At 66.1% G+C, this 25,886-nt stretch carries 26 protein-coding genes and 1 pseudogene; 16 read left to right on the top strand and 11 right to left on the bottom strand.

The window, feature by feature from the left end; genetic code table 11:
• Nucleotides 1-69: 69 nt before the first annotated feature.
• Nucleotides 70-1,254 carry a UDP-galactopyranose mutase gene (glf, locus tag ACVWZN_RS03510; RefSeq protein WP_456952630.1) on the bottom strand — a complete coding sequence of 395 codons (1,185 nt, stop codon included), beginning with the start codon at nucleotides 1,252-1,254 and terminating at the stop codon, nucleotides 70-72.
• 20 nt (nucleotides 1,255-1,274) lie between these two features.
• Nucleotides 1,275-2,537: a glycosyltransferase gene (locus ACVWZN_RS03515; protein ID WP_456952631.1), complete on the bottom strand. Its 1,263-nt coding sequence runs from the start codon at nucleotides 2,535-2,537 to the stop codon at nucleotides 1,275-1,277.
• Between the two features lie 77 nt (nucleotides 2,538-2,614).
• Between ACVWZN_RS03515 and ACVWZN_RS03520 the strand changes: the two genes are divergently transcribed.
• Genes ACVWZN_RS03520 through ACVWZN_RS03535 form a run of 4 tightly spaced genes read left to right on the top strand, consistent with a single transcriptional unit; the run spans nucleotide 2,615 to nucleotide 7,567 of the window.
• Nucleotides 2,615-4,456 carry a glycoside hydrolase family 2 TIM barrel-domain containing protein gene (locus tag ACVWZN_RS03520; RefSeq protein WP_456952632.1) on the top strand — a complete coding sequence of 614 codons (1,842 nt, stop codon included), beginning with the start codon at nucleotides 2,615-2,617 and terminating at the stop codon, nucleotides 4,454-4,456.
• On the top strand, nucleotides 4,456-5,544 hold the full coding sequence (gene galT, locus ACVWZN_RS03525; RefSeq protein ID WP_456952633.1) for a galactose-1-phosphate uridylyltransferase: 1,089 nt from the start codon (nucleotides 4,456-4,458) through the stop codon (nucleotides 5,542-5,544). The genes ACVWZN_RS03520 and galT overlap by 1 nt, the downstream gene beginning before the upstream one ends.
• Nucleotides 5,541-6,602, top strand: coding sequence for a galactokinase (gene galK, locus ACVWZN_RS03530; protein ID WP_456952634.1), 1,062 nt, complete (start codon nucleotides 5,541-5,543; stop codon nucleotides 6,600-6,602). The genes galT and galK overlap by 4 nt, the downstream gene beginning before the upstream one ends.
• Nucleotides 6,599-7,567, top strand: a complete 969-nt coding sequence (locus ACVWZN_RS03535) for an aldose epimerase family protein (protein WP_456952635.1) — start codon at nucleotides 6,599-6,601, stop codon at nucleotides 7,565-7,567. Before galK ends, ACVWZN_RS03535 begins: the two co-directional genes overlap by 4 nt.
• 27 nt (nucleotides 7,568-7,594) lie before the next feature.
• On the opposite strand, the gene ACVWZN_RS03540 is transcribed toward ACVWZN_RS03535, so the two are convergent.
• Entirely contained in the window at nucleotides 7,595-7,795 is a 201-nt protein-coding gene (locus tag ACVWZN_RS03540; RefSeq protein ID WP_456952636.1) for a hypothetical protein, read from the bottom strand.
• Nucleotides 7,796-7,971: 176 nt separating this feature from the next.
• Here ACVWZN_RS03540 and radA point away from each other — a divergent pair, with 176 nt between their 5' ends.
• Complete coding sequence (gene radA / locus ACVWZN_RS03545) at nucleotides 7,972-9,378, top strand: DNA repair protein RadA (RefSeq protein ID WP_036141915.1); 1,407 nt, start codon at nucleotides 7,972-7,974, stop codon at nucleotides 9,376-9,378.
• 301 nt (nucleotides 9,379-9,679) lie between these two features.
• On the opposite strand, the gene ACVWZN_RS03550 is transcribed toward radA, so the two are convergent.
• The 6 genes from ACVWZN_RS03550 to ACVWZN_RS03575 all read right to left on the bottom strand — a co-directional run bounded on the left by ACVWZN_RS03550 (nucleotide 9,680) and on the right by ACVWZN_RS03575 (nucleotide 15,619).
• Complete coding sequence (locus tag ACVWZN_RS03550) at nucleotides 9,680-11,227, bottom strand: DHA2 family efflux MFS transporter permease subunit (protein ID WP_456952637.1); 1,548 nt, start codon at nucleotides 11,225-11,227, stop codon at nucleotides 9,680-9,682.
• Nucleotides 11,228-11,248: 21 nt separating this feature from the next.
• Nucleotides 11,249-11,620 carry a hypothetical protein gene (locus ACVWZN_RS03555; protein ID WP_456952638.1) on the bottom strand — a complete coding sequence of 124 codons (372 nt, stop codon included), beginning with the start codon at nucleotides 11,618-11,620 and terminating at the stop codon, nucleotides 11,249-11,251.
• 1 nt (nucleotide 11,621) lies between these two features.
• Nucleotides 11,622-12,809, bottom strand: coding sequence for an efflux RND transporter periplasmic adaptor subunit (locus ACVWZN_RS03560; RefSeq protein ID WP_456952639.1), 1,188 nt, complete (start codon nucleotides 12,807-12,809; stop codon nucleotides 11,622-11,624).
• Nucleotides 12,806-14,278: an efflux transporter outer membrane subunit gene (locus ACVWZN_RS03565; protein WP_456952640.1), complete on the bottom strand. Its 1,473-nt coding sequence runs from the start codon at nucleotides 14,276-14,278 to the stop codon at nucleotides 12,806-12,808. The genes ACVWZN_RS03560 and ACVWZN_RS03565 overlap by 4 nt, the downstream gene beginning before the upstream one ends.
• 1 nt (nucleotide 14,279) lies before the next feature.
• Nucleotides 14,280-14,729: a MarR family winged helix-turn-helix transcriptional regulator gene (locus ACVWZN_RS03570; protein WP_456952641.1), complete on the bottom strand. Its 450-nt coding sequence runs from the start codon at nucleotides 14,727-14,729 to the stop codon at nucleotides 14,280-14,282.
• Between the two features lie 89 nt (nucleotides 14,730-14,818).
• On the bottom strand, nucleotides 14,819-15,619 hold the full coding sequence (locus tag ACVWZN_RS03575) for a cytochrome C assembly family protein (protein ID WP_456952642.1): 801 nt from the start codon (nucleotides 15,617-15,619) through the stop codon (nucleotides 14,819-14,821).
• Between the two features lie 84 nt (nucleotides 15,620-15,703).
• On the opposite strand from ACVWZN_RS03575, the gene ffh reads away from it, so the two are divergent.
• The 6 genes from ffh (at nucleotide 15,704) to ACVWZN_RS03605 (ending at nucleotide 20,280) form a co-directional block, all read left to right on the top strand.
• On the top strand, nucleotides 15,704-17,071 hold the full coding sequence (gene ffh, locus ACVWZN_RS03580; protein ID WP_027082916.1) for a signal recognition particle protein: 1,368 nt from the start codon (nucleotides 15,704-15,706) through the stop codon (nucleotides 17,069-17,071).
• A gap of 108 nt (nucleotides 17,072-17,179) precedes the next feature.
• Nucleotides 17,180-17,437, top strand: a complete 258-nt coding sequence (rpsP, locus tag ACVWZN_RS03585) for a 30S ribosomal protein S16 (protein ID WP_456952643.1) — start codon at nucleotides 17,180-17,182, stop codon at nucleotides 17,435-17,437.
• A complete protein-coding gene (rimM, locus tag ACVWZN_RS03590) occupies nucleotides 17,437-17,988 on the top strand; it encodes a ribosome maturation factor RimM (protein WP_456952644.1) in 552 nt (183 codons plus the stop codon). The genes rpsP and rimM overlap by 1 nt, the downstream gene beginning before the upstream one ends.
• Before the next feature lie 54 nt (nucleotides 17,989-18,042).
• The gene (gene trmD, locus ACVWZN_RS03595; RefSeq protein ID WP_456952645.1) at nucleotides 18,043-18,837 is read left to right on the top strand and encodes a tRNA (guanosine(37)-N1)-methyltransferase TrmD; all 795 of its coding nucleotides are present in this window, start codon (nucleotides 18,043-18,045) and stop codon (nucleotides 18,835-18,837) included.
• Nucleotides 18,838-18,952: 115 nt separating this feature from the next.
• Nucleotides 18,953-19,372 carry a 50S ribosomal protein L19 gene (gene rplS, locus ACVWZN_RS03600; protein ID WP_456952646.1) on the top strand — a complete coding sequence of 140 codons (420 nt, stop codon included), beginning with the start codon at nucleotides 18,953-18,955 and terminating at the stop codon, nucleotides 19,370-19,372.
• 509 nt (nucleotides 19,373-19,881) lie between these two features.
• Nucleotides 19,882-20,280 (top strand): RNA-binding S4 domain-containing protein, encoded by a 399-nt coding sequence (locus tag ACVWZN_RS03605; RefSeq protein ID WP_456952647.1) that lies wholly within the window; start codon nucleotides 19,882-19,884, stop codon nucleotides 20,278-20,280.
• 90 nt (nucleotides 20,281-20,370) lie between these two features.
• Here the strand turns inward: ACVWZN_RS03605 and ACVWZN_RS03610 are convergent, their stop codons facing one another.
• The gene (locus ACVWZN_RS03610) at nucleotides 20,371-21,021 is read right to left on the bottom strand and encodes a DUF937 domain-containing protein (RefSeq protein WP_456952648.1); all 651 of its coding nucleotides are present in this window, start codon (nucleotides 21,019-21,021) and stop codon (nucleotides 20,371-20,373) included.
• A 194-nt stretch (nucleotides 21,022-21,215) separates the two neighbouring features.
• Here ACVWZN_RS03610 and ACVWZN_RS03615 point away from each other — a divergent pair.
• Together ACVWZN_RS03615 and ACVWZN_RS03620 are read left to right on the top strand one after the other, a co-directional pair.
• Nucleotides 21,216-21,428: pseudogene (locus ACVWZN_RS03615) on the top strand (TMEM175 family protein); the annotation flags it as partial.
• Between the two features lie 76 nt (nucleotides 21,429-21,504).
• The gene (locus ACVWZN_RS03620) at nucleotides 21,505-21,816 is read left to right on the top strand and encodes a hypothetical protein (RefSeq protein ID WP_456954789.1); all 312 of its coding nucleotides are present in this window, start codon (nucleotides 21,505-21,507) and stop codon (nucleotides 21,814-21,816) included.
• Nucleotides 21,817-21,819: 3 nt separating this feature from the next.
• On the opposite strand, the gene mutS is transcribed toward ACVWZN_RS03620, so the two are convergent.
• Nucleotides 21,820-24,372, bottom strand: a complete 2,553-nt coding sequence (gene mutS, locus ACVWZN_RS03625; protein WP_456952649.1) for a DNA mismatch repair protein MutS — start codon at nucleotides 24,370-24,372, stop codon at nucleotides 21,820-21,822.
• Nucleotides 24,373-24,502: 130 nt separating this feature from the next.
• On the opposite strand from mutS, the gene ACVWZN_RS03630 reads away from it, so the two are divergent.
• Genes ACVWZN_RS03630 through ACVWZN_RS03640 form a run of 3 tightly spaced genes read left to right on the top strand, consistent with a single transcriptional unit; the run spans nucleotide 24,503 to nucleotide 25,869 of the window.
• Nucleotides 24,503-25,000, top strand: a complete 498-nt coding sequence (locus ACVWZN_RS03630; protein ID WP_456952650.1) for a CinA family protein — start codon at nucleotides 24,503-24,505, stop codon at nucleotides 24,998-25,000.
• A gap of 45 nt (nucleotides 25,001-25,045) precedes the next feature.
• Nucleotides 25,046-25,669, top strand: coding sequence for a transcriptional repressor LexA (gene lexA / locus ACVWZN_RS03635; RefSeq protein WP_027082924.1), 624 nt, complete (start codon nucleotides 25,046-25,048; stop codon nucleotides 25,667-25,669).
• Nucleotides 25,670-25,677: 8 nt separating this feature from the next.
• Nucleotides 25,678-25,869, top strand: a complete 192-nt coding sequence (locus ACVWZN_RS03640) for a DUF1508 domain-containing protein (protein ID WP_027082925.1) — start codon at nucleotides 25,678-25,680, stop codon at nucleotides 25,867-25,869.
• The last annotated feature ends 17 nt before the right edge of the window (nucleotides 25,870-25,886 follow it).

Raw genomic sequence — 25,886 nt, forward strand, 5'->3', positions numbered from 1 at the left:
ACCGTGCACTCCACGCCACCCCAAAGCTCCAACCTGCCACTCGACCGCATCACCACCACCTCGTGCCGATCAGCGCTTCGCAGCGATGAGCGGCGCCGGCGCGTTCGCCGCCGAACGTGCCACCACCAGCTCGGCCGGTGCGCGTTCGGAGTCGTCGCCCATCTTCTCGAGGATGTACTCGACCGACTTCAGCGCCGCGCCTACGCACTGGTCCATGTTGTAGTAGCGGTACTGCGCAAGACGGCCGACGAACGTAACGTTCTGCTCGCGCTCGGCCAGCGCCTCGTAGCGCTTGAACAGCAGTTCGTTCTCAGGACGCGGCACCGGGTAGTACGGGTCGCCTTCGGCCTGCGGGAACTCGCGCACCAGCGACGTCCCGCGATGCTGCTGGCCGGTCAGGTGCTTGAACTCGGTGGTGCGCGTGTAGTCGTAGTCGTTCGGGAAATTCACCGTACCGACCGACTGGTACCACTCGGTATCCGCCAGATGCTCGTGTTCGAAACGCAGCGAGCGGTACGGCAGCGGGCCGTAGCAATTCGCGTAGAACGTATCGAGCGGGCCGGTGTAGACGATGTGCGACGCATCGACGCGCTCGCGCACTTCGAAGAAGTCCACGCCGGTTTCGACCCGGATCGACGGATGGTCGAGCATGCGCTCGAACATCTTCGTGTAGCCCTCGGCCGGCATCTTCTGGAACTTGTCGGTGAAGTAGCGATCGTCGCGGTTCGTGCGCGTCGGAACACGCGCGGCGACGGATGCATTGAGCTCCGACGGATCCAGACCCCACTGCTTGCGCGTGTAGCCGCGGAAGAACTTCTCGTACAGATCCTGGCCGACGGCGTTGACCACCACGTCTTCCGACGTGCGGATCTTCTCGCGCGGCTCGCGGACCGAGTCGTAGAAGGACTGGATCGTTTCCTCGTTCAGGTCCATGCCGTACAGCGCGTTGACCGTGTCGATGTTGATCGGAATCGGGACGAGCTTTTCGCCGACCTTCGCCAGCACGCGGTGCTCGTACGGGCGCCAGTCGGTGAAGTTCGACAGGTACTCGGCGATGCGGTCGGCGTTGGTGTGGAAGATGTGCGGGCCGTACGGGTGGATCAGGATGCCGTGCGCATCCTTGCGGTCGTAGGCGTTGCCGCCGATGTGGTCGCGCTTGTCGATCACCAGCACTTCATAGCCGCGCTCGGCGAGCTCGCGTGCGACGACCGAGCCGGAAAAACCGGCACCTACGATCAGAACGTCTGTCTTCATGTCGGAATTGCTCCTTGGTATTAGGCGGCGGCTTGCTTCGGCACGGCGTTCCACACCGCCTGCTGCACGTCGTTGCGCATGGATTCGACCGTCGAATCCCACGACGAGTCCTCGGCGCGCTGCACGCCCTGCGCGAGCAGGTCGGCATTCGGCTTGCGCCATGCGCGCTCCACGGCGTCCAGGAACTCGGCCTGCGAGTAGGCGACGTCGACGAGCGGCACGAAGTTGCGCACCACGTCGGCGACCGCGGTCGACACGATCGGCTTGCCGCCCGCCATGTATTCCAGCGTCTTGGTCGGGTTGATGTACTTGGTCGCTTCGTTCAGCGCGAACGGCATTAGGCAGACGTGGAAACCCTTGACGATCGCTGGCAGGTCTTCGTAACGCTGCTGGCCGAGCCAGTGGATATTCGACTGCTTCGGCAGGTCGTTCGGGTCGACCTTCGCCAGCGGGCCGGCCATCACGATCGACGCTTCCGGGAATCGGTCGGCGAGGGCGGAGATCAGCTCGTAGTCGAGACGCTCGTCGATCACGCCGAAGTAGCCGAAGCGCGGGCCGGGCGCAGCCGCGACCGCGGCGGGAATCTCCGTGGCCGGGTTACGTGCTTGCGAATAGTGCTCGACGTCGACGCCGCAGCCGTACACATGCACGTTGTCGTGATGCTTCGACTTGGAATCGAACAGCTGGTAGCCGCCGGTGAACACCACGTCCGCATTCGACATGACGAAACGCTCGCGGTCGGCGATGTCGGCGGGCGCGAAACGGAAGTTCGCGAGCTCGTCCATGCAGTCGTAGACGACGCCGACCGCACCGAACTGACCCATGTAACCGGGCGCGGGCATTGGCGAGTAGAACCAGTGCACGGGCTGGTCGAAGCGGCCGACCAGGCGCGGATGCGTACGAAGCGCCTGGCGGATCTGCGGAAGGAAGATTTCGGCGTCCTTGTCGGCGTTCACCGCGAGGTGCTGCGGGATCTGCGGAACGATGCGCACGAGATTCGGATACGGCTCGTCGATCGCAAGGTGCGGCTCGCCTTCGGCGATCACCGGATCTTCGATGAAGAGGATCGGATGCTTCTTCGCGAGGCGCGAGAAGATCTGCTGCGGGCGCTGCCAGACAAAATCCCAGCGCAGATGGCAGTGGACGATGATCGGAAAGTCGTCACGCCCGTCGTTCAAAGCACCCGAGACCGCCGCCGAAGCGGCATTGGACGCGCCGTTGCCATGGCCGTCCGTGAATGTTGCAGTCGAGTCGTTGGCCGACGCATCTCTTTCCTTTGACATGGCGCTCTCACTGAATTGGTTAAAAATGAGTCTTGTATTAACGACATCTCGACGAAGTGAAGCCAGAACCCGGATCGATGACACCACTTGCTGACGCATCGCAGTTCTGCGACGACGAGGCTTATCCACGCCCGCAACTGCGACGCGCACATTGGCAGTCGCTCGACGGACCGTGGCGGTTCGCCTTCGACAACGAGAAGCGCTACGCACACCCGCGAGACATCGATCAATGGCCGTTGCAGATCGTTGTGCCGTTCCCGATCGAGTCGACGCGCAGCGGCATCGGAGATCGCGGGTTTCACAAAGCTTGCTGGTATCAGCGTGATTTCGACGTAGAGGCGACAGAAGGCGAACGTGTCATCCTGCATTTCGGTGCGGTCGATTACTTCGCGAAGGTGTGGGTCAACGGCCAACCTGTCGCGAGTCACGAAGGCGGGCACACGCCATTCCAGGTCGACATCACCGAAGCGCTGAACGCTTCAGGCCCGCAGGTCGTCAGTGTTTACGTCGAAGACGATCCGCAGGAGCTGAACAAGCCGCGTGGCAAGCAGGATTGGCAGCTCGAACCGCACTCGATCTGGTATCCGCGCACGACCGGTATCTGGCAGACGGTGTGGCTCGAAAGGGTTTCGCGCACGCACATCCAGAAGATCCGCTGGACACCGCATGTCGAAGGCTTCGCACTGACGTTCGAAGCACGCATCGTCGGCGGTGATACCGAAGGCCTGTCGATCGACGTGCAGGTCCATCACGGCGAGAAGTTGCTGGCGGATGATCGCTACAGGGTGATCGACGGCGAAGTCGATCGACGCATCATCCTGTCCGATCCGGGCATCGACGATTTCCGCAACGAACTGCTGTGGAGCCCGCAGAAGCCGACGCTGCTCGCGGCGACGGTGCGGCTGCGTCGCGGCGATGTCGTGATCGACGAGGTGCAGTCGTACACGGCATTACGCTCGATCGGCGTGCTGCGCGACCGTTTCATGCTCAATGGTCGGCCGTATCATCTCAAGCTCGTGCTCGACCAGGGCTACTGGCCGGACACGCTGCTCGCCGCACCGAGCGACGCCGCATTGCGTTACGACGTGGAACTCGCCAAGGCGATGGGTTTCAACGGCGTGCGCAAGCACCAGAAGATCGAAAGCCCGCGCTATCTGTACTGGGCGGATCGACTCGGGCTTCTCGTGTGGGAAGAGATGCCGTCGTGCTACCGCTTCACGCGGACGGCAATCAAGCGCCTCGTGCGCGAGTGGTCGGAAGCCATCGAACGCGACTTCAGCCACCCATGCATCATCACCTGGGTTCCGTTCAACGAATCCTGGGGCGTACCCGAACTCACCACGGTCGGCGCTCATCAACATGCGGTGGCCGCGCTCTACAGCCTGACGAAGACACTGGACCCGACACGCCCCGTCATCGGCAACGACGGCTGGGAAAGCAGCGCGACCGACATCATCGGCATCCACGATTACGACGCGAACGTCGACCACATCCGCCAGCGTTACGGCCCCGAGGTAACTACCGAGCAGTTGTTCGATCGACGCCGACCCGGCGGACGCATCCTCACGCTCGACGGCTTTCCGCACCGCGGGCAGCCCATCGTGCTCACCGAGTTCGGCGGCATCGCGTTCGACACGCGATCGCAGAAGCCGAGCATGGAAGGCGAGACGACGGGCGAAGCACAGGTCTGGGGTTATTCCGTTGCCGACGAAGCCGATGAATTCACGCGTCGCTTCAAGGAGCTGATCGAGGCCGTCACCTACACCGCGTTGTTCTCCGGCTATTGCTATACGCAGTTCGCCGACACGTTCCAGGAAGCGAACGGCCTGCTAACGGAGGACCGCGTGCCTAAGATTCCGCTCGAACAGATCCGTGCGGTCGTGCAGATGTCGCGCACGTACATCCAGGGCGCGGCCTGATGCGTGTCGTCGAGCTGACCAAGCCCGACGGTCGCGCGCTCACGTTGTATGCGCGCGATGCGATCGCGGAAGTCGGCGACGCGCCAAGCCCGTTTCGTGATCCGCTGGGTCGCAGCCCGCACCTGCGTCGTCATCCGCTGCGCGACGAATGGATCACGTACGCGGCGTACCGGCAGGACCGCACGTTCCTGCCGCCGCCGGAATACAACCCGCTCGCAGTGACCGTCGATGCCGACGCGCCGACCGAACTGCCCGTCGGCGATTGGGATGTCGCGGTATTCGACAACCGTTTTCCGTCGTTGAGCCTTTCGGCCGATGAAGTGCCTGCGTCCATCGTCGACACCGCGCCCGGCACCGGCAAATGCGAGGTCGTGGTGTTCACGCAGGATCGGCTGTCGTCGCTGGGGCGACTTCCGCTCTCGCACATCGAGTTGCTGCTAAAGGTGTGGGCGGATCGCACTGCACGACTCGGTGCGCTAGACGAGATCCAGTACGTGTTGCCGTTCGAGAATCGCGGCGCAGAAGTCGGTGTGACGCTGCACCATCCGCACGGGCAGATTTATGCCTATCCATCGGTGCCGCCGGTACCAGCGCGGATGCAGCAGGTCGCCGAGGCGTACCACGCACGCACGGGCCGCGGCGTGCTGCAGGATCACATCGGGCGCGAGATCGAGGATGCGCAGCGCATCGTCTATCGCGGCGACCATGCCGTCGCATTCGTCCCGGCAGCGGCGCGGTATCCGTATGAAGTCTGGGTCGCGACGATCGAACCTGTCGCGACGTTCTGCGACCTCAGCGAAGCGCAGCGCGCCGATCTCGCGCGCGCGCTCAAGACCGTGCTGATGAAGTACGACGCGATGTGGGAGCGGCCGTTCCCCTACCTGATGGCGTGGTACCAGGCCCCGCTCGACGGCGGCCCGCATCCCGAAGCGCACCTGCATGCCGAGTTCTATCCGCCCTATCGCACGCGCGACCGCCTGAAATATCTCGCCGGCACCGAGCTGGCAGCCGGCTGGTTCGCGATGGATGCGCTGCCGGAAGACAAGGCGCGCGACCTGCAACAGATCGACGTGGACATCGACGCATGAGTTTCGAAGGCATCTTCGGTTTTCCTCCCGACGTCGTGGCGTCGGCGCCCGGCCGTGTGAACCTGCTCGGCGAGCACACCGACTACAACGACGGCTACGTGCTGCCGACCGCGATCCCGCAGAAGACGACCGTCTCGATGCGCGCGAACCGCGGCGGTGGATTCGTCGTGCACGCGGCGGATCTCGCCAGCGAATCGCGCTTCGAACGCGACGCGCTGCCCGGCGATCACTTCGCGCATTACGTCTACGGTTGCATCCGCGGCGTCATGGACATGGGCATTGAGGTGCCGTACCTCGACATCTACATGCATTCGGACGTGCCGATGGGCGTCGGTCTGTCGTCGAGTGCGGCGCTGGAAGTCGCGACGCTGCGTGCGCTGCGCGAGTTGCTCAAGCTCGACATCGACGACGTGCGCATCGCTCAGATGGCGCAGCGCGCTGAGATCGACTACGCGGGCGTCAACTGCGGAATCATGGATCAGATGGCGTCGAGCCTCGCCGATTCCACGCAGATGCTGTTCCTCGACACGCGAACGCTCGAACGTCGGCTGGTGCCGCGCCCGGCGGGAACCGAGGTTCTTGTGATCGACTCGGGCCTCAGTCGATCGCTGGCATCGAGCGCGTACAACACGCGGCGAGGCGAGTGTGAGGCGGCCTCGAAGACCCTCGGTGTTTCGGCGCTGCGAGATGTGCACGATGTATCGCGGGTGGAATCACTGGACGAACCGCAGCGCCGTCGCGCGCGTCACGTCGTCAGCGAGAACGCGCGCGTCCTGCGTGCGGTCGAGGGTGTCGACGCTCGCGAGTTCGGCGAACTCATGAACGCATCGCACGCCAGCCTTCGCGACGACTACGAAGTCTCGGTGTCCGAACTCGATCGACTCGTCGACCTGCTGCAGAAGCATCCGTCGGTATTCGGAGCGCGGCTTACGGGTGCGGGTTTCGGCGGCGCCTGCGTTGCCTTGTGCCGCGAAGGCGAGGCGGGACGCGTGGGCCGCGAAGTCGTCGCGAGCTACGGCGAACGCGGCCGCGTGCTTGTGCCGGAGGGGAACGCATGACGACGCAGGAAACACCGCAAACGGCCACGGGTGGCACGACCACGCGTTCGACGCAACCGCGCACACACACGCTCGCCGCAGGCGAACTGCTCGCGGTGTTCCGCCCCGAGCAAGGGATGATCTGCACGTCGCTGAAGCATCGCGGCGAAGAGATCCTGCGGCGCATCGACGAGATGGACGAAGCGCTGGCGACCGGCATGTCGGTCGGCATTCCGCTCAACTATCCGTACGCCAATCGCATTCGCGGCACGCAGTACGAATTCGACGGCCACTCCGTCGAGCTCGACAAGGCGTCGCCGTGGGTGATGAAGGACTGGAACGACACGATCATCCACGGCGTGCCGTGGCCGAGGCTCGAATGGTGCGTGCAGGAAGCCACCGATCGGCGCCTGCGCAGTCGGCTGCAGTGGAATCGTCCGGAATTGCTTGCCGTGTTCCCGTTCGGGCACGAGGTCGAGATGACCGCGACGCTCGACGGCCTGGGCCTCACCATCGAAACCGCCGTGCTCGCGAACGCCGGCGTGCGCGTGCCGGTGAGCTTCGGCTTCCATCCCTACATCGGCCTGCCGGGCATCGGTCGCGACCAGTGGCAGCTCACGTTGCCCGCGATGGACGGCATCGTCCTCGATGAATTGCTGCTGCCCGTCGGCGAGCGCACGCATCTTCCCGCGTACGACGATCGCCTCGCGCACGTCGAGTTCGATCACGGCTTCGCGTTCACCAGCGACAGCCCCACGATGTCGATTGCGGGCAACGGCCGTCGTATCAGCGTCGACTTCCTCGAGAACTTCCGCTTCGCCCAGATCTACGCACCGGACGGGCACGACTACATTTCGCTCGAGCCGATGACGGCGCCGGCCGATGCGCTGCGGTCGCACGAGAACCTGACGGTCGTCGAGCCGGGCGGGCGCTTCGCGGCGACGTTCCGCCTGCGCGTCGAGGCGACGGAGAACTCGCTGCACTGACGCGCTGTCAGTGCAGCACCGTCAGAGTCAGGGCGTGCCGGATTCCGGTGCGCGGCTCGGGTCGTCCTTCGCGCGGCCATCGTCTTCGGATGACGAGCGAACGTTGCGCTGGTCCTGCGTGCGCTGGTCGCCACCGCGGTTGAGCTGGTCGCGGCGCTGGTTGTCGTTGATCCCGGCGATTCCCTGGCCCATGTTCTTGCCGGTGTCGTGGCTGTTGTGGTCGGTCATGTCTGCGCCTCCGTGTTGGACGGTTCGACGCTAGCGGCGAGGTCGTTACGCGGGTTTCAGCGGCAGGAAAGGGCGTGCGGACGTCGTTCGGCGCGGGCATCGCCGGACTTGCGCGTTCAGGGTCTTAGCGGCTGCGACCTCCGGCGTTTACCCTTCGCGTTCAACGGAGGGGTTCGATGATCGGGAAGTCCGGCAAGTCCAGCGCGCGCCGCAACACCGCATACGTCTGCGCGGAGTGCGGTTCGGAGCACAACAAGTGGCAGGGGCAGTGCACCGACTGCGGCCGCTGGAACACGCTGAGCGAGATCGCGATCGAGGCGGCGCTGCCCGAAAAGGCAGGCGTCGCGCAGAGCCGACGCAGCGGCTGGGCCGGCAAGATCGATCCGCCCGCGATCACCGCGCTCAAGGACGTCACGGTCTCCGAGGAATCGCGCGAAACCACCAGCATCGGCGAGTTCGATCGCGTGCTTGGTGGTGGCCTGGTGCCAGGCTCGGTCGTCCTAGTCGGCGGCGACCCCGGCATCGGCAAGTCGACGCTGCTGCTGCAGGCGGTCACGCAGATGGCGCACAACATGCCGGGGCTTTACGTCACCGGCGAGGAATCTCTGGCGCAGGTCGCCGGCCGCGCGGTGCGACTCGGGCTGCCGCTCGAAGGCGTGCATGCGCTCGCGGAAACCTGCATCGAACGCATTCTCGAACAGGCCGCGCCGATGGGTCCGCGACTGATCGTCGCCGACTCCATCCAGACCTTGTGGACGGAAACGCTGACCGCCGCGCCGGGCTCGGTGAGCCAGGTGCGTGAGAGTGCGGCGCGACTCGTGCGCTATGCGAAGGAGACCGGCACGGCGGTATTCCTAGTGGGACACGTGACGAAGGAAGGCGGCATCGCCGGCCCGCGCGTGCTCGAGCACATGGTCGACGCCGTGCTGTATTTCGAAGGCGAATCCGGCAGCCGTTTCCGCGTGCTGCGCGCCTTCAAGAACCGCTTCGGTGCGATCAACGAACTCGGCGTGTTCGCGATGGGCGACAAGGGCCTGCGCGAAGTGCCGAACCCGTCCGCGATCTTCCTGTCCGGCAGCCGCCAGGCGCAGCCAGGCAGCTGCGTGATGGTCACGCGCGAAGGCACGCGGCCGCTGATGGTCGAAGTGCAGGCGCTGGTCGACCAGTCGCCGCTGTCGAACCCGCGACGTGTCGCCGTCGGCATGGAAGGCAATCGTCTTGCGATGCTGCTGGCCGTACTACATCGACACGGCGGCATCGCGGTCGGTGACCAGGACGTCTTCGTCAACGTCGTCGGCGGCATCCGCGTACAGGAAACGGCCGTCGACCTCCCGCTGCTGCTCGCCGTGCTCTCGTCACTGCGCGACCGACCGCTCGGCGAGAACACCGTGGCCTTCGGCGAAGTCGGCCTCTCCGGCGAAATCCGCCCCGTCCCCAACGGCGAAGAACGCCTCAAGGAAGCTGCGACGCACGGCTTCAAACGCGCAATCGTGCCGAAGGCCAACGCCCCGAAATCGGGCAAGGTCGCCGGCATGGAAGTGATCGCAGTAGAGCGCCTAGCCGACGCCCTAGAACACGCCTAAGCGCAAGACCGACGCACAAGAACCGTCGGCCACCAACACAAATCGTGAAGACCCGAATGGCGGCGGCCATGGATGGCCGCCGTCCGCACCCGAGCCAGGATGGCGAGTGTGCGGATCGTGAAAGACTCACACGATCGCAAGCGGTAGATCTGATCGGGGAAGGTGCTTTCTTTTGGTTACCTTTTCTTTGCACCAGCAAAGAAAAGTAACTCGGGCGCGTTAGCGCACGAAACGCGGTTGCTCTTCAACCGCGACGCGCAGACGAGCATTCGACAGACGCGCCGTCGTCAATTGAGAACGATCAGTGCCCACCCGCCACAGCCGGCCCCGCCTTAGCCGCAAACGGCGGCTTAGCCACCCAGACAAACGCGATCACGACGAGGAACACGATTCCCAGCACGTGGAAGATCTCGTTGAACCCGATCTGCACCGCCTGCTGCGAAATCATCCGCTCCATCACGAACGCACCTCGCTGCAGGTCGCCTTGCCCCAGCTGCTGCACCGTCTGCTGGACCGCGGGATCGTAGGCATTGATGCTTTCGGTCAGCTGCGCATGGTGGATCGTCGTGCGCTGGTTCCATGCCCACGTCGTCAGCGACGCCGCGAAACTGCCGCCGAGCGTTCGCACGAACGTCGCCAAACCCGAGCCCGCCGCGATCTCATGCGGTTCCAGATCCGACAGCAGGATCGTGAGTACCGGCATGAAGAACAGCGCGACGCCGAGACCCTGCCACAACTGCACCATCGCGACGCGATGGAAGTCGACGTCGAGGTTGAAGCCCGAGCGGATGAAGCTGGTCGTCGCCATCACCACGAAGGCAAAGCTCGCCAGCACCCGCAGATCGAAGCGTTGCGCGTACTTGCCCACGAACGGCGTGAGAATCACCGGCAGGATGCCGATCGGTGCACTGGCGAAGCCCGCCCAGATCGCGGTGTAACCCAGGTTGCGCTGCAGCCACAGCGGCACCAGCAGGCCGACACTGAAGAACGCCGCGTACGCCATCACCATTGCCGCGGTGCCAGCACTGAAGTTGCGATGGCGGAACAGGCGCAGGTTGACGATCGGGTCCTTCTCGGTGAGTTCCCAGATGATGAACACCGCGAGCGAGATCGCCGAGATGATGGCGAGCACCACGATGCGTGGCGAATTGAACCAGTCCTCGTCGTTGCCGAGATCGAGCAGCGTCTGCAATGCACCGACACCCAACACCAGCGTCGCCAGGCCGACGTAATCCATCTTCGGCTTCTGCAGCGTTACCGGGCGTTCCTTCAGCTGCGCGCGTACGACGAAGCTGGAGAAGATGCCGATGGGAATGTTGATGAAGAAGATCCATTCCCAGCTGTAGTTGTCGGTGATCCAGCCGCCGAGGATGGGGCCGGCGATGGGCGCGACAACAGTCACCATCGCCAATAGCGCGATGGCTTGCCCTCGTTTGTTCGGTGGATAGATCGAGATCAGCAGCGCCTGCGTGACCGGATACATCGGGCCCGCGACGAAACCCTGCAGCGCGCGCGCGACCACCAGCAGGCCCATCGAATTCGCGAGGCCGCACAGCAGCGACGCGACCACGAACGCGAGCGTCGCCCACGTGAACAATTTGACCTCGCCGAACCGGCGCGTCATGTAACCGGTCAGCGGCAGCGCGATCGCGTTGCTGACGGCGAACGAGGTGATGACCCACGTCGCCTGGTTGGAACTCGCGCCGAGGTTGCCGGCGATGGTCGGCAGCGACACGTTGGCGATCGTCGTGTCGAGCACCTGCATGAACGACGCCAGCGCGAGGCCGATCGTGGCGAGCGCGAGGTTCGGCGGACGGAAGCCGGCGGGGGCGGGGGCAGCAGCAGCCATGGATGCCTGTCGAATAGCCGGTCAGTCGAACTGCCGGAAGACGATGCAGACGCCGGTCGGATCGAGCAGCGCGAATTCGCGCGCGCCCCACGGGCGAAGCATCACGTCGGGAAGGTTGGGGTGCAGCAGGTCGGAGCGGCGCGCCGCGATGTCGGCATGCAGCGCGTCGATGTCATCGGTTTCGATCGTGAGTTCCGGGCGATCCTTCGCCGCGTACTCCGCGCTGGCGACGACGTAGGCCTTCGCGCCATGTCGCTCGACAACGGCAAGGTCGTCGTCGCGATACTTCAGCTCGAAACCGAGGGCGTCGACGAAAAGATCGAGGCCCTCGTTCAACGTGTCGAAGAAGACCTTCGGCACGAGCGTGAAGCGCGACGGCGACGCGGGCTGCATGTCAGCCGCGGCCCGACAGGTTCTCGCGGATCACCTGGTCAATGCGGTCCTGCGCAGCGTGCATCTGGCGCTCGTACGCCGACGTCGTGAACAGCGGCTTCTGCGGGGGCGCGCTGGCCAGAACCGGACCGCTCTGGTCGTGCAGGTTCACGTCCGCACTCATCGACAGGCCGATTCGCAGCGGATGCTTCACCAGCTGATCGGCCGGCACTTCGACGCGCACCGGAACGCGCTGCACGATCTTGATCCAGTTGCCGCTGGCGTTCTGCGCCGGCAGCAGCGAGAACGCGCTGCCCGTGCCGAGGCCGAGGCTCGCAAGGCGACCCTTGAACGTCACGTCCTTGCCGTACAGATCGGAATGCAGTTCGACCGGCTGGCCGATGCGCATCTTCGCGAGCTGCGTTTCCTTGAAGTTCGCCTCCACCCATACCTGCTCGAGCGGAATCACTGTCATCAGCGTCTGGCCCGGCTGCACGCGCTGGCCCAGCTGCACGCTGCGCTTGGCGACGTAACCGGTGACCGGCGCAACGATCGCGCCACGCTGCATCGCGAGGAATGCCTGGCGCACCTGCGCGGCGGCGGCCTGCACCTGCGGCTGGTTCTGCACGGTGGTCGCGTCGACCAGTGCACGGCTGCGCGATAGGTTCCCGCGCGACGCGGCGAGCGCAGCTTCGGCAGACGCGAGCTCATCGCGTGCATGCGCCAACTCTTCCGCCGACACCGCGCCGCTGGCGACGAGTCCGCTACGACGCGCGACGTCCGCACGCAGCTTGGCGATCGCGATCTCGCGCGAGCGGATCTCGGCTTCCGACGAACTCACGCTGCTGTACAGGCCGCGCACCTGGCGGACCGTATTGGCGAGGTTCGCGACGGCCTGCTCGTAGCCGACCTGCGCATCGGTCGCATCGAGTTGCACCAGCACCTGGCCGGCTTCGACGCGCATTCCGTCGTCGGCGGTGATGCCGGTGACGGTACCGATGGTCTGCGGCGTGATCGTGACGATGTTGCCCTGCACGTACGCGTCGTCGGTGTCTTCGTGCCAGCGGCCGACCATGAAGTGGTACAGCAGCCAGGCGATGCCGGCGATCACGACGATGAGCGCGAGGATCGTCAGCGCGCGACGGCGCTTGCTGCTCTTCGCGGGTGCGGGCGCGGTTTCGTTAGCGGGAGTGGCGTTCGGCGTGCTCATCGGGCGGCGGTCGCAGAGTCGGAGTTGGAATCGGAGGAGGGTGCGGTAAGCGCAAGGCCGCCACCGAGCGCCTGGTCGAGATCGACCACGGCGAGGAAGCGTTGCGCGCGCAGCGCGGCGAGTTGTTGGTCAAGCTGCAGCAGCGGGCGCTGCGCATTGAGCACGTCGATCTGCGTCGACAACCCGGCCTTGTAGCGGGTGTTGGCGAGCGACAGCGCGGCAGCCGCGGCATCGCGCGCTTCGCGCACCGACGCGATCTGCGCATCGAGCGTGCGCGAGTTGTTCACCGCATCGGCGACTTCGCGCATGCCGGTCAGCAGGCTGCCGTTGTACGCCGCGACCGCGAGGTCGTAGTCCGCATCGGAACGCGCGAGCGTGTTGCGCAGGCGGCCGCCGTCGAAGATCGGCAGCGAGATCGCCGGGCCGCCCTGCGTCAGCAATGCATTGGTCGAGAACAGGTCGCCGAGCGTCGTCGCCGCGACGCCGACGAGCGCCGACAAGTTGACTGACGGATAGAACGCCGTCTTCGACGCACGGATGCCCTGGCTCGCGGCCTCCGCACGCCAGCGTGCAGCGACCACGTCAGGACGCGCACCGAGAAGCTGACTCGGAATGACGGTCGGCACAGCCGGCGCTGACGCCTTCAGGAGCTTCGGGCGCGTGATGGACTCACCGCGATCCGGACCCTTGCCGACGAGCGCGGCAAGCGCATGCTTCGCGATCTCGATCTGCTGCTGCGCAGCTTGTGACTGCTGGTTCGCCGCAGCGACCAGCGATTCGGCATTGCGCGTCTGCATCGCGTTGTCGATGCCCGCCTTGACGCGCTGGCGTCCGAGGCCGAGCAGTCGCTGCGAACGCGACTTCTCGTTGTTCGCGACGTCCAGGGCGTCGTACGCCTGCGCAAGGCCGACATAAGCGCGTGTGATGTTCGATGCGAGCGTCAGGCGCGCGGCCTGCGCTTCGACTTCCGACGCGCGCAGCTGGCCGACGGCGGCTTCGTAACGTGCGCGGTCGCCGCCCCACACGTCGGGCGCCCACTTGATGTTGAGTCCGAGCAGGAACACGCCGGTGTACTTGCCGCCCAGCGGATCGGGCGCGACCGTCGTCGGAATCTGCAGACCGGAATACTGTGCGGACGCGCCCACCGTCGGCTTGCTCGCGGCTTCGGCAAGACCGGTCTGCGCGACGGCCTGGCGCACGCGCGCATCGGCGGCGGCAAGGCTCGGCTGCCCGGCAAGTGCTTCGTCGACCAGCGAATCGAGCTGCGGATCACCGAACGCGCGCCACCAGTCGCGCGCGAGCGGCGCGTTCGCGGTGCCGTCGAGCGTCTTGGACGCGGAGAGCGCATTCGCATCCATCGGATGCTCCTGCGGTTCGATGCCGTGCATGCTGGCGCAACCGGCGAGCGCCATGGCGATGAACAACGGAGCCAGGCGCCGGAGCGTCGGCGCGACGGTACGTGGGGTCATGTCAGTCGAGGTCAGGGGAAAGGTTGTCGCGGACGCGAACGAGGAGGTCCATCAGGCGCGCCTGTTCGGCATCGTCCAGACCCTGCATCGCGCGGGCGTGTACGCGGCGGCCACAGTCGCTGATCTCGGTCCACAGCGAGCGGCCGGCATCGGTCAGGTCGACGTGCAGGGCGCGGCGGTCCTGCGGGTCGACGACGCGAGCGACGAGGCCCTGCGCTTCGAGCTTGTCGAGCAGCCGTGTCATCGCACCGGGATGCAACTGCGCGGCACGCGCGAGTTCGCTCACGCCGGCACGGCCGCTGCCGAGCGTCTTGAGGGTGATGTACTGGCTGAAGGTCAGGTCGTGGCCGGCGGCGGCGAGTTCACGCTCGACGCGCGCCCACATGGCGTCGCGGACCTGACGGAACATCAGGCCAAGCGAGGAGCCGCTGCAGGGCGGGGTGTTCGTCATGGCCGCGCACTTTAGGTGCGCGCGCAATAGTTGTCAATGCAATTATTGCGTCCGCACATAGTCAACCAGCGTTCTGTTAGCAGAACGATTCAGACGACCGCGCGGTGGAGGATCAGCTCGAGGACCATCTTGCTGCCGAAGTAGGCGAGGACCAGCAGCGCCATCGCGGCGAGCGTCCAGCGCACGGCCTTTTCGCCCCGCCAGCCGTAGCGCCGGCGCCCGTAGAGCAGGGCACCGAACGCGAGCCACGACAGGATGCCCAGCACGGTCTTGTGGACGAGATGCTGGGCGAACAGGTTCTGCACGAACAGGATGCCGGTGAGCAGCGTCGCGGTCAGAAGCGCGAAGCCGACCGCAATCGTGCGGAACATCAGCGATTCCAGCTGCACCAGCGGCGGTAGCGCGCGCCGCCAGCCGTGGAACTCACGGCGTCGTAGAGCGCGTTCCTGCCCCCACAGTGTCACCGCGAGCAAGGCCGCGACCGCCAGCGTCGCGTAGGCGAGCAGCGCCAGCGCGGCATGCAGTTGCTGTTGCCAGTCCAGCGCCATCGGCGCGGTATGGCCATAAGCGCGATAGGCGACCAGCATCGCCGCGGCGAGCGGAAGCGCGACGATCGCCAGCGCCGCCACGCGCTCGCGGCGCGCGACGAACGTCGTCACCGCCGCCATGCCGAGCGCGACGAGCGACAACGCGGCGAAGAAGTGCAGGTCCGGCCCATGCACTTCGTTCCACGCGACGATGTGCGTGGCCGCGTGCAGTGCGAGCGCAATTGCCGACGGCGTGCGCCAGCCATCGCCCGGCGCAGCCGGATCCGCGCGCAACGCGGCGGCGAGCATGCCGGTCGCAACGAGGTAGAGAACAGCGGAAGCGATCACGAGCGCGAGCGTCATGGCGCGGAGTGTCGCACAGCCGTTCGGCGGGTCGCAGGCGCGTGGCGGCTATACTTCGCGACCGTTTTTCGCGTCGGTCCCGCCATGTTCGAGTCCCTGTCCCAGCGCCTCTCCGGCACCATCGAGCGCCTGCGCGGCCGCGGTCGCCTGACCGAAGAGAACATCCGCGAATCGCTGCGCGAGGTGCGCATCGCGCTGCTCGAAGCCGACGTCGCGCTGCCTGTCGTGCAGGCGCTGATCGAGCGCATCAAGACGCGCGCGGTCGGCCAGGAAGTGCTGAAGTCACTGACGCCCGGCCAGGCGCTGATCAAGATCGTTCGCGACGAAATGTCCGCCGTGATGGGCGCGCAGGCGTCGGACCTCAACCTCAACGTGCCGGCGCCGGCGGTCATCCTGATGGCTGGCCTGCAGGGCGCGGGCAAGACCACGACGGTCGGCAAGCTCGCCAAGCACCTCAAGGAAAAGCGCAAGAAGAAGGTGATGGTCGTTTCGGCCGACGTCTATCGCCCGGCCGCGATCGAACAGTTGCGCCAGCTGGCCGAACAGGTCGACGTGACGTTCTTCGCGTCGGATGCGTCGCAGAAGCCCGAAGCGATCGTGCGGGCGGCGATCGACGACGCGCGCAAGTCGTACGTCGACGTACTGATCGTCGATACCGCGGGCCGCCTCGCGATCGACGAAGCGATGATGGCGGAGATCAAAGCGCTGCATGCCGCGGTCAATCCCGTCGAAACGCTGTTCGTCGTCGATTCGATGACCGGCCAGGACGCCGCGGTCACCGCGAAAGCGTTCTCCGAAGCGCTGCCGCTCACCGGTGTCGTGCTCACCAAGACCGATGGTGATGCGCGCGGTGGTGCGGCGCTGTCGGTGCGTTACATCACCGGTCGCCCGATCAAGTTCATGGGCACGGGCGAGAAGCCGGACGGCCTCGACGTCTTCCATCCGGACCGTATCGCGAGCCGCATCCTCGACATGGGCGACGTGCTGTCGCTGGTCGAGCAGGTCGAAGCGCAGGTCGACAAGGACAAGGCGCAGAAGCTCGCCGAGAAGGTCGTCAAGGGCAAGAAATTCGACCTCAACGACATGCGCGACCAGCTCGAGCAGATGCAGAACATGGGCGGCCTGCACGGGCTCATGGACAAGCTGCCGGGCATGGGTCAGGTACCGGACCACCTGAAGCAGCAGATCACCGGCAAGGAAGTGCCGCGGATGATCGCGATCATCAACTCGATGACCAAGAAGGAGCGCCGCAACCCGACGCTGCTCAACGGTTCGCGTCGCGCGCGCATCGCCAAGGGCGCCGGTCTGACCCCGGCCGACGTCAATAAGGTGATGAAGCAGTACCAGCAGATGGAAAAGATGATGTCCAAGCTGGCCGGCGGCGGCATGAAGGGGCTCATGCGCGGCATGAAGGGCATGATGGGCGGGCGCGGCGGAATGCCGTTCCGCTGAGGCGGATCCACGGCCGCTTGGCCTGACGGGTTTACCCGCGTCCCGCCTTCCAGCTAAAATTGTCGGCTTACCCTGCCATTCCGGCAGCTGGGCAACACAGAGAAACCTATGGTCAAGATTCGCCTGACGCGTGGCGGCGCCAAGAAGCGCCCGTTCTACCACATCATCGTTACCGACAGCCGCAGCGCCCGCGACGGCCGCAACATCGAGCGCGTCGGTTACTACAACCCGGTCGCCGCCGGTAACGACAAGCGCGTCGAACTCGACGTCGCCCGCGTCCAGCACTGGGTCGGCCAAGGCGCGCAGATGACCGACAAGGTCGCCGACCTGTACAAGCAGGCGTCCAAGGCGCAGGCCGCGGCCTGATGTCCTCGCCCGTGCACGGCGCGGGCGGTAGCGATACGAACAACCCGGGGCGCCGCATCCTTGTTGGAAGGGTGGTCGGCGCCTTCGGCGTTCGTGGGGAAGTGAAACTCGAGAGCTGGACCGAGCCGCGCTCGGCGCTCTTCGGCTACCGGCCCTGGATTCTTCGCGACGCACGCGGCGTCGAGCGTGAGCTCATGGGCGTGCGCGGACGCGCCGTCGGCAAGAGCCTCGCGGCGGAAATCCCGGGCGTGGAAGACCGCGACGCAGCCGACGCCATGCGCGGCACCGAGATCTACGTGCCTCGTTCGGCGTTGCCGAAGGCGGCGGAGGGCGAGTTCTACTGGACCGACCTCGAAGGCCTCGGAGTCGTCAACACCGAAGGCGTTGCGATGGGTCGCGTCACGCACCTGTTCGCCACCGGCGCCAACGACGTGCTGGTGACCCGCGAAGGTGATCGCGAATGGATGATCCCGTTCGTGCGCCCGCAGTTCGTCACCGAAATCGATATCGAGGCCGGCCGCATCACGGTCGATTGGGATCCGGACTTCTGACGCGCGATCCGCGTCACCGCGGCGATCGATAGCCGTTCCACAGCCAGGCACACCATGCGCATCGATATCGTCAGCCTGTTCCCCGAGTTCGTCGCGCAGTGCGCGGCGTTCGGCGTGGTCGGGCGCGCGATCGAGCGGGGGCTTCTCTCGATTCACGGCACCAACCCGCGCGATTTCGCGGAGGGCAATTACCGCCGGGTGGACGATCGTCCGTTCGGCGGTGGCCCCGGCATGGTCATGCTGATCGATCCGCTGCGTCGCGCGTTGAACGCGGCACGCAACGCTTCCGACAGCCCGGCGCGCGTGGTCTACATGAGCCCGCAGGGCCGCCGGCTCGACCAGGAATCCGTGCGACGGCTCGCCGCCGAGCCGCGGCTGATCCTGCTCTGCGGGCGCTACGAAGGCATCGACGAGCGCCTGATCCGGGCCGAAGTCGACGAGGAGATCTCGATCGGCGACTACGTGCTGTCGGGCGGCGAGCTGGCGGCCGCAGTGGTCGTCGACGCGATCGCGCGACTTCAGGACGGCGCTCTCAACGACGCGGAATCGGCCGTCCAGGACAGCTTCGAGGATGGGCTGCTCGACTGCCCGCACTACACACGCCCCGTCGAGCATGACCTGGGTACGGTTCCGGACGTCCTGCTGTCCGGCGACCACGCCAAGATCGCCAAGTGGCGCCGGATGCAGTCGCTGGGGCGGACGGCCGAGCGTCGACCGGACCTCCTCGACGGGCGCGTCCTGTCGAAGAAGGATGCCGAGCTCCTGAAGCTGTATCGGGACTCGCAGGACCTAGCTGCCGACGTGGCGCCGGCCACGGAATCGGCCTCCGCCGATCCGGAAATCCGCTAAGCCCTAGCCACGCAAGGAAATTTCCCGCTAGAATTGCGAGCTTCGTTCCACCGATGCCGGCACGCGGGTCCACGCGCACTCGCGGCTCTACAACGACACCAACAGGCCAAAGCCCATGAACAAGCCGTCCCTCAATACGCTCCTCCAGAATTTCGAAGCCGAGCAGATCACCCGCACGCTTCCCGACTTCAGCCAAGGCGACACCGTCGTCGTCAACGTGAAGGTCAAGGAAGGCAACCGTGAGCGCCTCCAGGCATACGAGGGCGTGGTCATCGGCATCAAGAACGGCGGCCTGAACTCGTCGTTCACCGTTCGCAAGATCTCGCACGGCTTCGGCGTCGAGCGCGTGTTCCAGACGCACAGCGCCACGATCGACTCGGTCGACGTGAAGCGCCGCGGCAAGGTCCGCGCCGGCAAGCTGTACTACCTGCGTGGTCTGCAGGGCAAGAAGGCGCGCATCAAGGAAGATCTGGCCGGCAACGCGAAGGCGAAGGCTACGGCCGCCGCTGCAGCCGCCGCCGCTGCCCAGCAGTAATCGGCGCAGCGCTTCCTGCAACGGCCGCCTCAGGGCGGCCGTTTGCATTTGGGCGACGGTGTGCGGCACGCGTGCAGTCTGGGCAGCGTGCGGCCGCCCGCGCAGCGCGAGCACGTTGTCCGACAGGGCGGCACGGGACGCAGCAATGCCGCAGCGCCGGTTTCGGATCACACGGTCGCTCGCTTTGCGACTGAGGTTGCCGCGCTGCAGAGGCTTGCTGCCGACGCCTCCTTTGCGCACGCGACAATCGCTGACGTAATTCGCTGACGTGAACGAACGCTTCGGCCTCCCGACAGCTTTCGCGCGGTTTAGTCGCTGCCGGCGTTGCAATCATTTCGAGCAGCCCGCAGATCCGGCCAGCGCAAGTGACGCCGCACAGCGTGGTCGCGTGCCGTAGCCACTGCGGTGAGGCGCCGTTGCAGCTACGTCGATTGATCGGCAGTCACGCCGAGCGCTGGCTCGGCCGGCTCGCCAGCGCTGAAACTCCTTCAACTTCGAACGTCTCTCGAATGACCGAAGCTCTAGCAAACGTTCGACTTGACCAGTGGCTGTGGGCGGCACGGTTCTTCCGCACGCGCTCGTTGGCGAAGCAGGCGATCGAAACCGGTCGCGTGGAGCTCGACGGACAGCGCGCCAAACCGTCGCGCGCGGTGCGTGTCGGCGATCGTCTCGGCATCGTGCGTGGCGACGAGCGCTTCGATGTGGCCGTCTTAGGCATCAGCGACGAACGCGGTGCGGCGCCCATCGCGCAGATGCTTTACGCCGAGACCGACGAATCGCGTGCGCGTCGCCAGCAAGCGCGCGCCGAACGCGCTGCTATGCGCGACGGCTATCGCGCGCCCGAACAGCGGCCGGACAAGCGCGCTCGACGACTCATCCGTGCACTCGGCGACATCGACGCGGCCTGATCACCGCGCCAGGCTTGCGTCGGAAACGCAATCGCAAACCCGGTTGCCCCGGGCATCGCGGCGCCGCGAAAAGCTCCGTACCGCGACGGATCAGATCCGCGGGCGTGGGCTCCGCATCTCCGCCGTCTGCACCGGAAGCGCGCTGGTCGGATCGGCTGATCCGAACTCCGAAAGGTCCACATCTCCTTCGCGGTTTTGGTCGAGGAACGCGAGCAGGCCGTGATGGGGCTCCGACGTCGCGTGCAGCGCGCCGACTTCCTGCTCCAGCGCGGTACGCAGACCCTCCGGCGATGCATGCGGCGTGTTGGCGCCGTCGGCCTCGCGCGACGTGAACAGCCTGCGCGCGACGTAGGCCATCACGACCGGCGCCAGCACGCGCAACAGCATCGACGAACGGCCGCCGTCCAGACCGGTGGCTTGGCTGACGGCATCCGCCGCGGCTTCGTGACGATCGCCGAACAGGTGGCCGAGGATGCCTGCACCGCTGCCCCCGCCAGCGAGTGCCGTGCCGAGCGCATTTGCAGGGTCGACGCCGCGGTGGTCGTATTCCAGTGCGGACAGCAGCGAGTCGGCGCCCGACGGCGCGCTCACATTGCGATGCATGGCGCCGAGCAGCACGGGCAGGGCGGTGGCGGCGGCCTGAAGCGCCGTGGCGGGCGAGATGCCGAGTCTTTGGCCGAGCTGGTGCGAGGGCGTGCCGCGAAGCTGGTCGAGAAGATCGTCGTAGAGCGGGCCGTTCATGGGAATTCTCCGTGGCGGACACCACGAGTCAGCCACGCGGCTCATGGATGCATCGTGAGGGTTCCGTCAGGCCGGCGTGGTCGCCGCGTTCGAGCTGACGTGCGGTCACGCTTGCCGCACCGCGCCATGGCGGAAACAATGCGCGAAACGGGGGGGACGACATGAGCCAGGACACGGACCACGCGCTCGAGCGCATGGTGTTCTTCTCGGATGCGGTGTTCGCGATCGCGATCACGCTGCTCGTCATCGAGGTGCACGTGCCCGAGGTCAGCCGCGCCGGCGGTGATCACGCGTACTGGGTCGCGCTGGCCCATCTGGTTCCGAACCTGGTCGGCTACTTCGTGAGCTTCGGCGTCATCGGCGCCTTCTGGATGGGCCACCACCGCGCGTTTTCGCTCGCCACGCGCTATTCGCAACGCATCGCGCTGTGGAATTTGCTGCTGCTCGGCAGCGTCGCATTCATGCCGTTCCTCACGGCTCTTCATGGCCGAGTACGCCGGTGCCCGCGTGCCCGCGTCGCTTTACTGGTTGTGGATGCTGCTGATGGCGCTGCTGAATCTTCGCGTCAATACGCTCGCGGTGTCGCCAGCGATGCGTGCGCCGACCACCACGGACGACGATGCGCGCTACATCCGCGCGCGAGGTATCGCGACGATCGCCGCATCGTTGTGCGCGTTGCTTCTCGCGCAGGTCGCGCCGTTTTTCGGCCCGATGGCAATGATCACATTGCCGTTCTGGCGTCGACTGCTCTATCGGCGCCGACCTGCACCCGTCAGCGCCGACGCGGCAGCGTAACGATCAGAGCAGCGTGCGAAGCCGGTAAAGCGCTTCCAGCGCCTGCTTCGGCGTCAGCTCGTCGGGGTCGAGGCCGGCAAGCGCTTCGATCGCAGCGGACGTTGGCGAGAACAGGCTGAACTGCTGCGGCGAATCGAGAGTCGCCGCCGTCATCGGTGCGCGTGCGTCGTCCGGGCGTTGCTGTTCGAGTTCGGCAAGGCGAGCACGGGCTTGAGTGACGACCGCTTTAGGCAAACCGGCGAGTGCAGCGACCTGCAGGCCGAAGCTTCGATCCGCCGGGCCGTCCTTGACCGCATGCATGAAGACGAGTTTGTCGCCGTGCTCGACCGCGTCGAGATGCACGTTCGCGATGCCGCTGCCGGGCTCGGCGAGGCGCGTGAGTTCGAAGTAGTGCGTCGCGAACAATGTGTACGCGCGGTTCGCGTGCGCGAGATGGCGCGCGCAGGCTTCGGCGAGCGCGAGACCGTCGTATGTCGATGTGCCGCGGCCGATCTCGTCCATCAGCACCAGCGAGCGGTCGGTCGCGTGGTGGAGGATGTAGCTCGTTTCCGCCATCTCGACCATGAAGGTCGACTGCCCGCGCGCGAGGTCATCGCCGGCGCCGATGCGCGTGAGGATGCGATCGATCGGCCCGATCACCGCGGTCGAAGCGGGCACGAAGCTGCCGATGTGCGCGAGCAGCACGATCAGCGCGTTCTGCCGCATGTACGTCGACTTGCCGCCCATGTTCGGGCCGGTGATGACGAGCATGCGTCGGCCGACGTGGTCCGGCGCGCAGTCGAGAATCAGATCGTTCGGCTCGAAGGGCGCGTCGCGCACTGCTTCGACGACCGGATGCCGTCCGCGCTCGATGCGGATGCCGGGATGTTCGGCGAGTTCCGGCTGCGACCAATCAAGCGCCTGAGCGCGTTCGGCGAACCCGGCAAGCACGTCGAGTTCCGACAACGCGGCGCCGCAATGCTTGAGCGGTTCGAGATGCTCGTTGAGCACGTCGAGCAACTGTTCGTACAACAGGCGCTCGCGCGAGAGCGAACGTTCGCGCGCGCTCAGCACCTTGTCCTCGAACTGCTTGAGTTCCTCGGTGATGTAGCGTTCGGCGCCCGTCAGCGTCTGCCGGCGCGTGTAGTGCGTGGGCGCACGCGCGGCCTGGCCCTTGCTGATCTCGATGAAATAGCCGTGCACGCGGTTGTAGCCGACCTTGAGCGTCGGAATACCCGTCGCTTCGCGCTCGCGTGCTTCAAGATCGACGAGGAACTGGTCGGCGTTGGTCGACAGGCGGCGCAGTTCGTCGAGTTCGGCGTCATAGCCTTCGGCGAAAACACCGCCGTCGCGCGCGAGCACCGGCGGCTGCAGGACGATCGCTGCAGCGAGATGCGCGGCGATCGCATCATGCTCGCCGAGTTCATCACGCAATGCTTGCAGGCGCGGCGCGTCGAGCCGCGCGAGGCGTTCGCGCAGTGCGGGCGCCATCGCGAGCGCATCGCGCAACGTCGACAGGTCGCGTGGACGCGCACTGCGCAGGGCGACGCGCGCGAGGATGCGTTCGATGTCGCCGACGGCGCGCAGGTCGTCGCGCAATGCATCGTCGGTTCGGGTGTCGATCAGCGTGGCGACGGCGTTGTGGCGATGGCGCAGCACGTCGCGATCACGCAGCGGTCGATGCAGCCAGCGGCGCAACAGGCGACCGCCCATTGGCGTGACCGTCGAATCGAGCACGCCGAGCAGCGTGTGGCGCGTGTCGCCATCGACGCGCGTGTCGAGTTCGAGATGCCGACGCGTCGCCGCATTCATCGCGATCGCACCGTCGCCCGATTCGAGCGCGATGGACGTCAGGTGCGGTAGGCGCTGCTTCTGCGTTTCTTCGACGTAGCCGAGCAGCGCGGCCGCGGCAGCGGTCGCGAGCGGGCGATCGTCGATACCGAAGCCGGTGAGGTCGTGGACGTCGAAGAAGCGCAGCAACTGGCGCCGGCCGCTGTCGAGGTCGAACAGCCAGGGCGCTCGGCGACGCAGGCCGGTGCGCGTGGCGACGCAGGCGGGCAGGGCGTCTTCGTCGGGGAACAGCACTTCAGCGGGATCGAGGCGCGCGATCTCGGCTTCGAGCAGGTCTTCGTTCGCGACTTCGTTACAGAGGAAGCGGCCGGCAGCGAGGTCTGCCCAAGCGAGACCCCATCCGGTCTTGCCGCGCGCAACCGCCATCAGCAGCGTGTCGCGACGCTGATCCAGCAGCGCTTCGTCGGTGACCGTGCCCGGCGTGACGATGCGGACGACCTTGCGCTCGACGATGCCCTTGGCGAGCGCGGGGTCGCCGATCTGTTCGCAGATGGCAACCGACTCGCCAAGCGCGACGAGCCGGGCGAGGTAACCCTCGGCCGAGTGGTGCGGCACGCCCGCCATCGGGATCGGCTGGCCGGCCGAGCTTCCGCGCTGGGTCAGGGTGATGTCGAGTAGCCGCGCCGCCTTGCGCGCGTCGTCGTAGAAGAGCTCGTAGAAATCGCCCATCCGGAAGAACAGCAGCACGTCCGGGTGCTCCGCCTTCGCGGCGAAGAACTGGCGCATGAGCGGGGTATGGGCGTCGGCGGAACGGGCGTCGGCGCTGGCGTCGGGCACGGCGGACTTCGGTCGGGCGGTCGGGCCTGGGCCCGCGGGGCGACAGTATGCCGCGCGACCGGCCGGCCATAATGGCGACATGGATCTTCCTTCCGATGACGACCTCCGCCGCCTCGGCGAAACCCTGGCCCGCGCGGCGCAGGACAACCGCCTCACCGTCGTGACCGCCGAAAGCTGCACCGGCGGCTGGATCGCCAAGACGCTCACCGACCTCGCCGGTTCGTCCGCATGGTTCGACTGCGGCATGGTGGTCTACAGCTACGAGGCGAAGCAGGCGATGCTGGGCGTTAATCCGCACACGCTCGAGGAACACGGCGCGGTCAGCCGGGAGACGGTGGTCGAGATGGTGTCGGGCGCGCTCGTGCATTCGGCTGCGACACTGGCCGTTGCGGTCACTGGTATCGCGGGCCCGAGTGGGGCCACGCCGGGAAAGCCGGTCGGCACCGTCTGGATCGCCTGGAAGCGGCGCGGTGGCTATCCGCACGCCTCGGTCCATCACTTCGAGGGCGACCGCGAAGCCGTCCGCCGGCAGACCGTCGCGGCGTCGCTCGCCGGGCTGATCGAACTCGCCGCCTGACGAACGGTCTTGCGGTGAGCGATTGGGTTAGTAGTATTACTACTAATGAACCTTACCGACACCCAGCAGGCGATCCTCGAAATGATCGCCGAGCGCATCGAGGCCGACGGCGTCCCGCCGTCGCAGACGGAGATCGCCCAGGTCTTCGGTTTCAGCAGCGTCCGCGCCGCCCAGTACCACCTGCAGGCACTCGAACAGGCCGGTGCGATCCGCCGGGTGCCGGGGCAGGCGCGGGGCATCCGCCTGGTCGCCACGCCGAATGGGCCCGCCGCCAACGCGAACGACATGCTGCACCTGCCGGTACTCGGCCAGGTCGCGGCGGGTCTGCCGATCGGCGCGGACATCGGCTCGGACGACATGGTGCTGCTCGACAAGAACCTGTTCGCGCCAGCGCCGGATTACCTGCTTCGGGTCAAGGGCGACTCGATGCGCGACGAAGGCATCTTCGACGGCGACCTGATCGGCGTGCATCGCACGAACGAAGCGCGCTCGGGGCAGATCGTCGTGGCGCGTATCGATGACGCGATCACCGTGAAGCTTCTGAAGATCGCGAAGGACCGCATCCGCCTGCTGCCGCGCAATCCCGACTTCGATCCGATCGAAGTGACGTCCGAGCAGGACTTCGCAATCGAAGGTCTGTACTGCGGCCTCGTGCGCCCGAATCGTTGAGGTCTCTCATGAAGTTCGAAATCTACAGCTCGAATCCTTTGATGCAGTCGTTCCAGTGGCGTTGGCGCCTGGTCGCCGACAATGGCGAAATCATCGCCGACAGTTCGGAAGGCTACGTCAGCAAGTACGACTGCGAATACGCGATCGGGCTCGTCAAAGCCACGTCGCCCGCAACGCCTGTCATCGAGGCTTACGGCTGATCGAGCGGCAATTTCCT

Source organism: Lysobacter sp. HA35 (assembly GCF_054061195.1).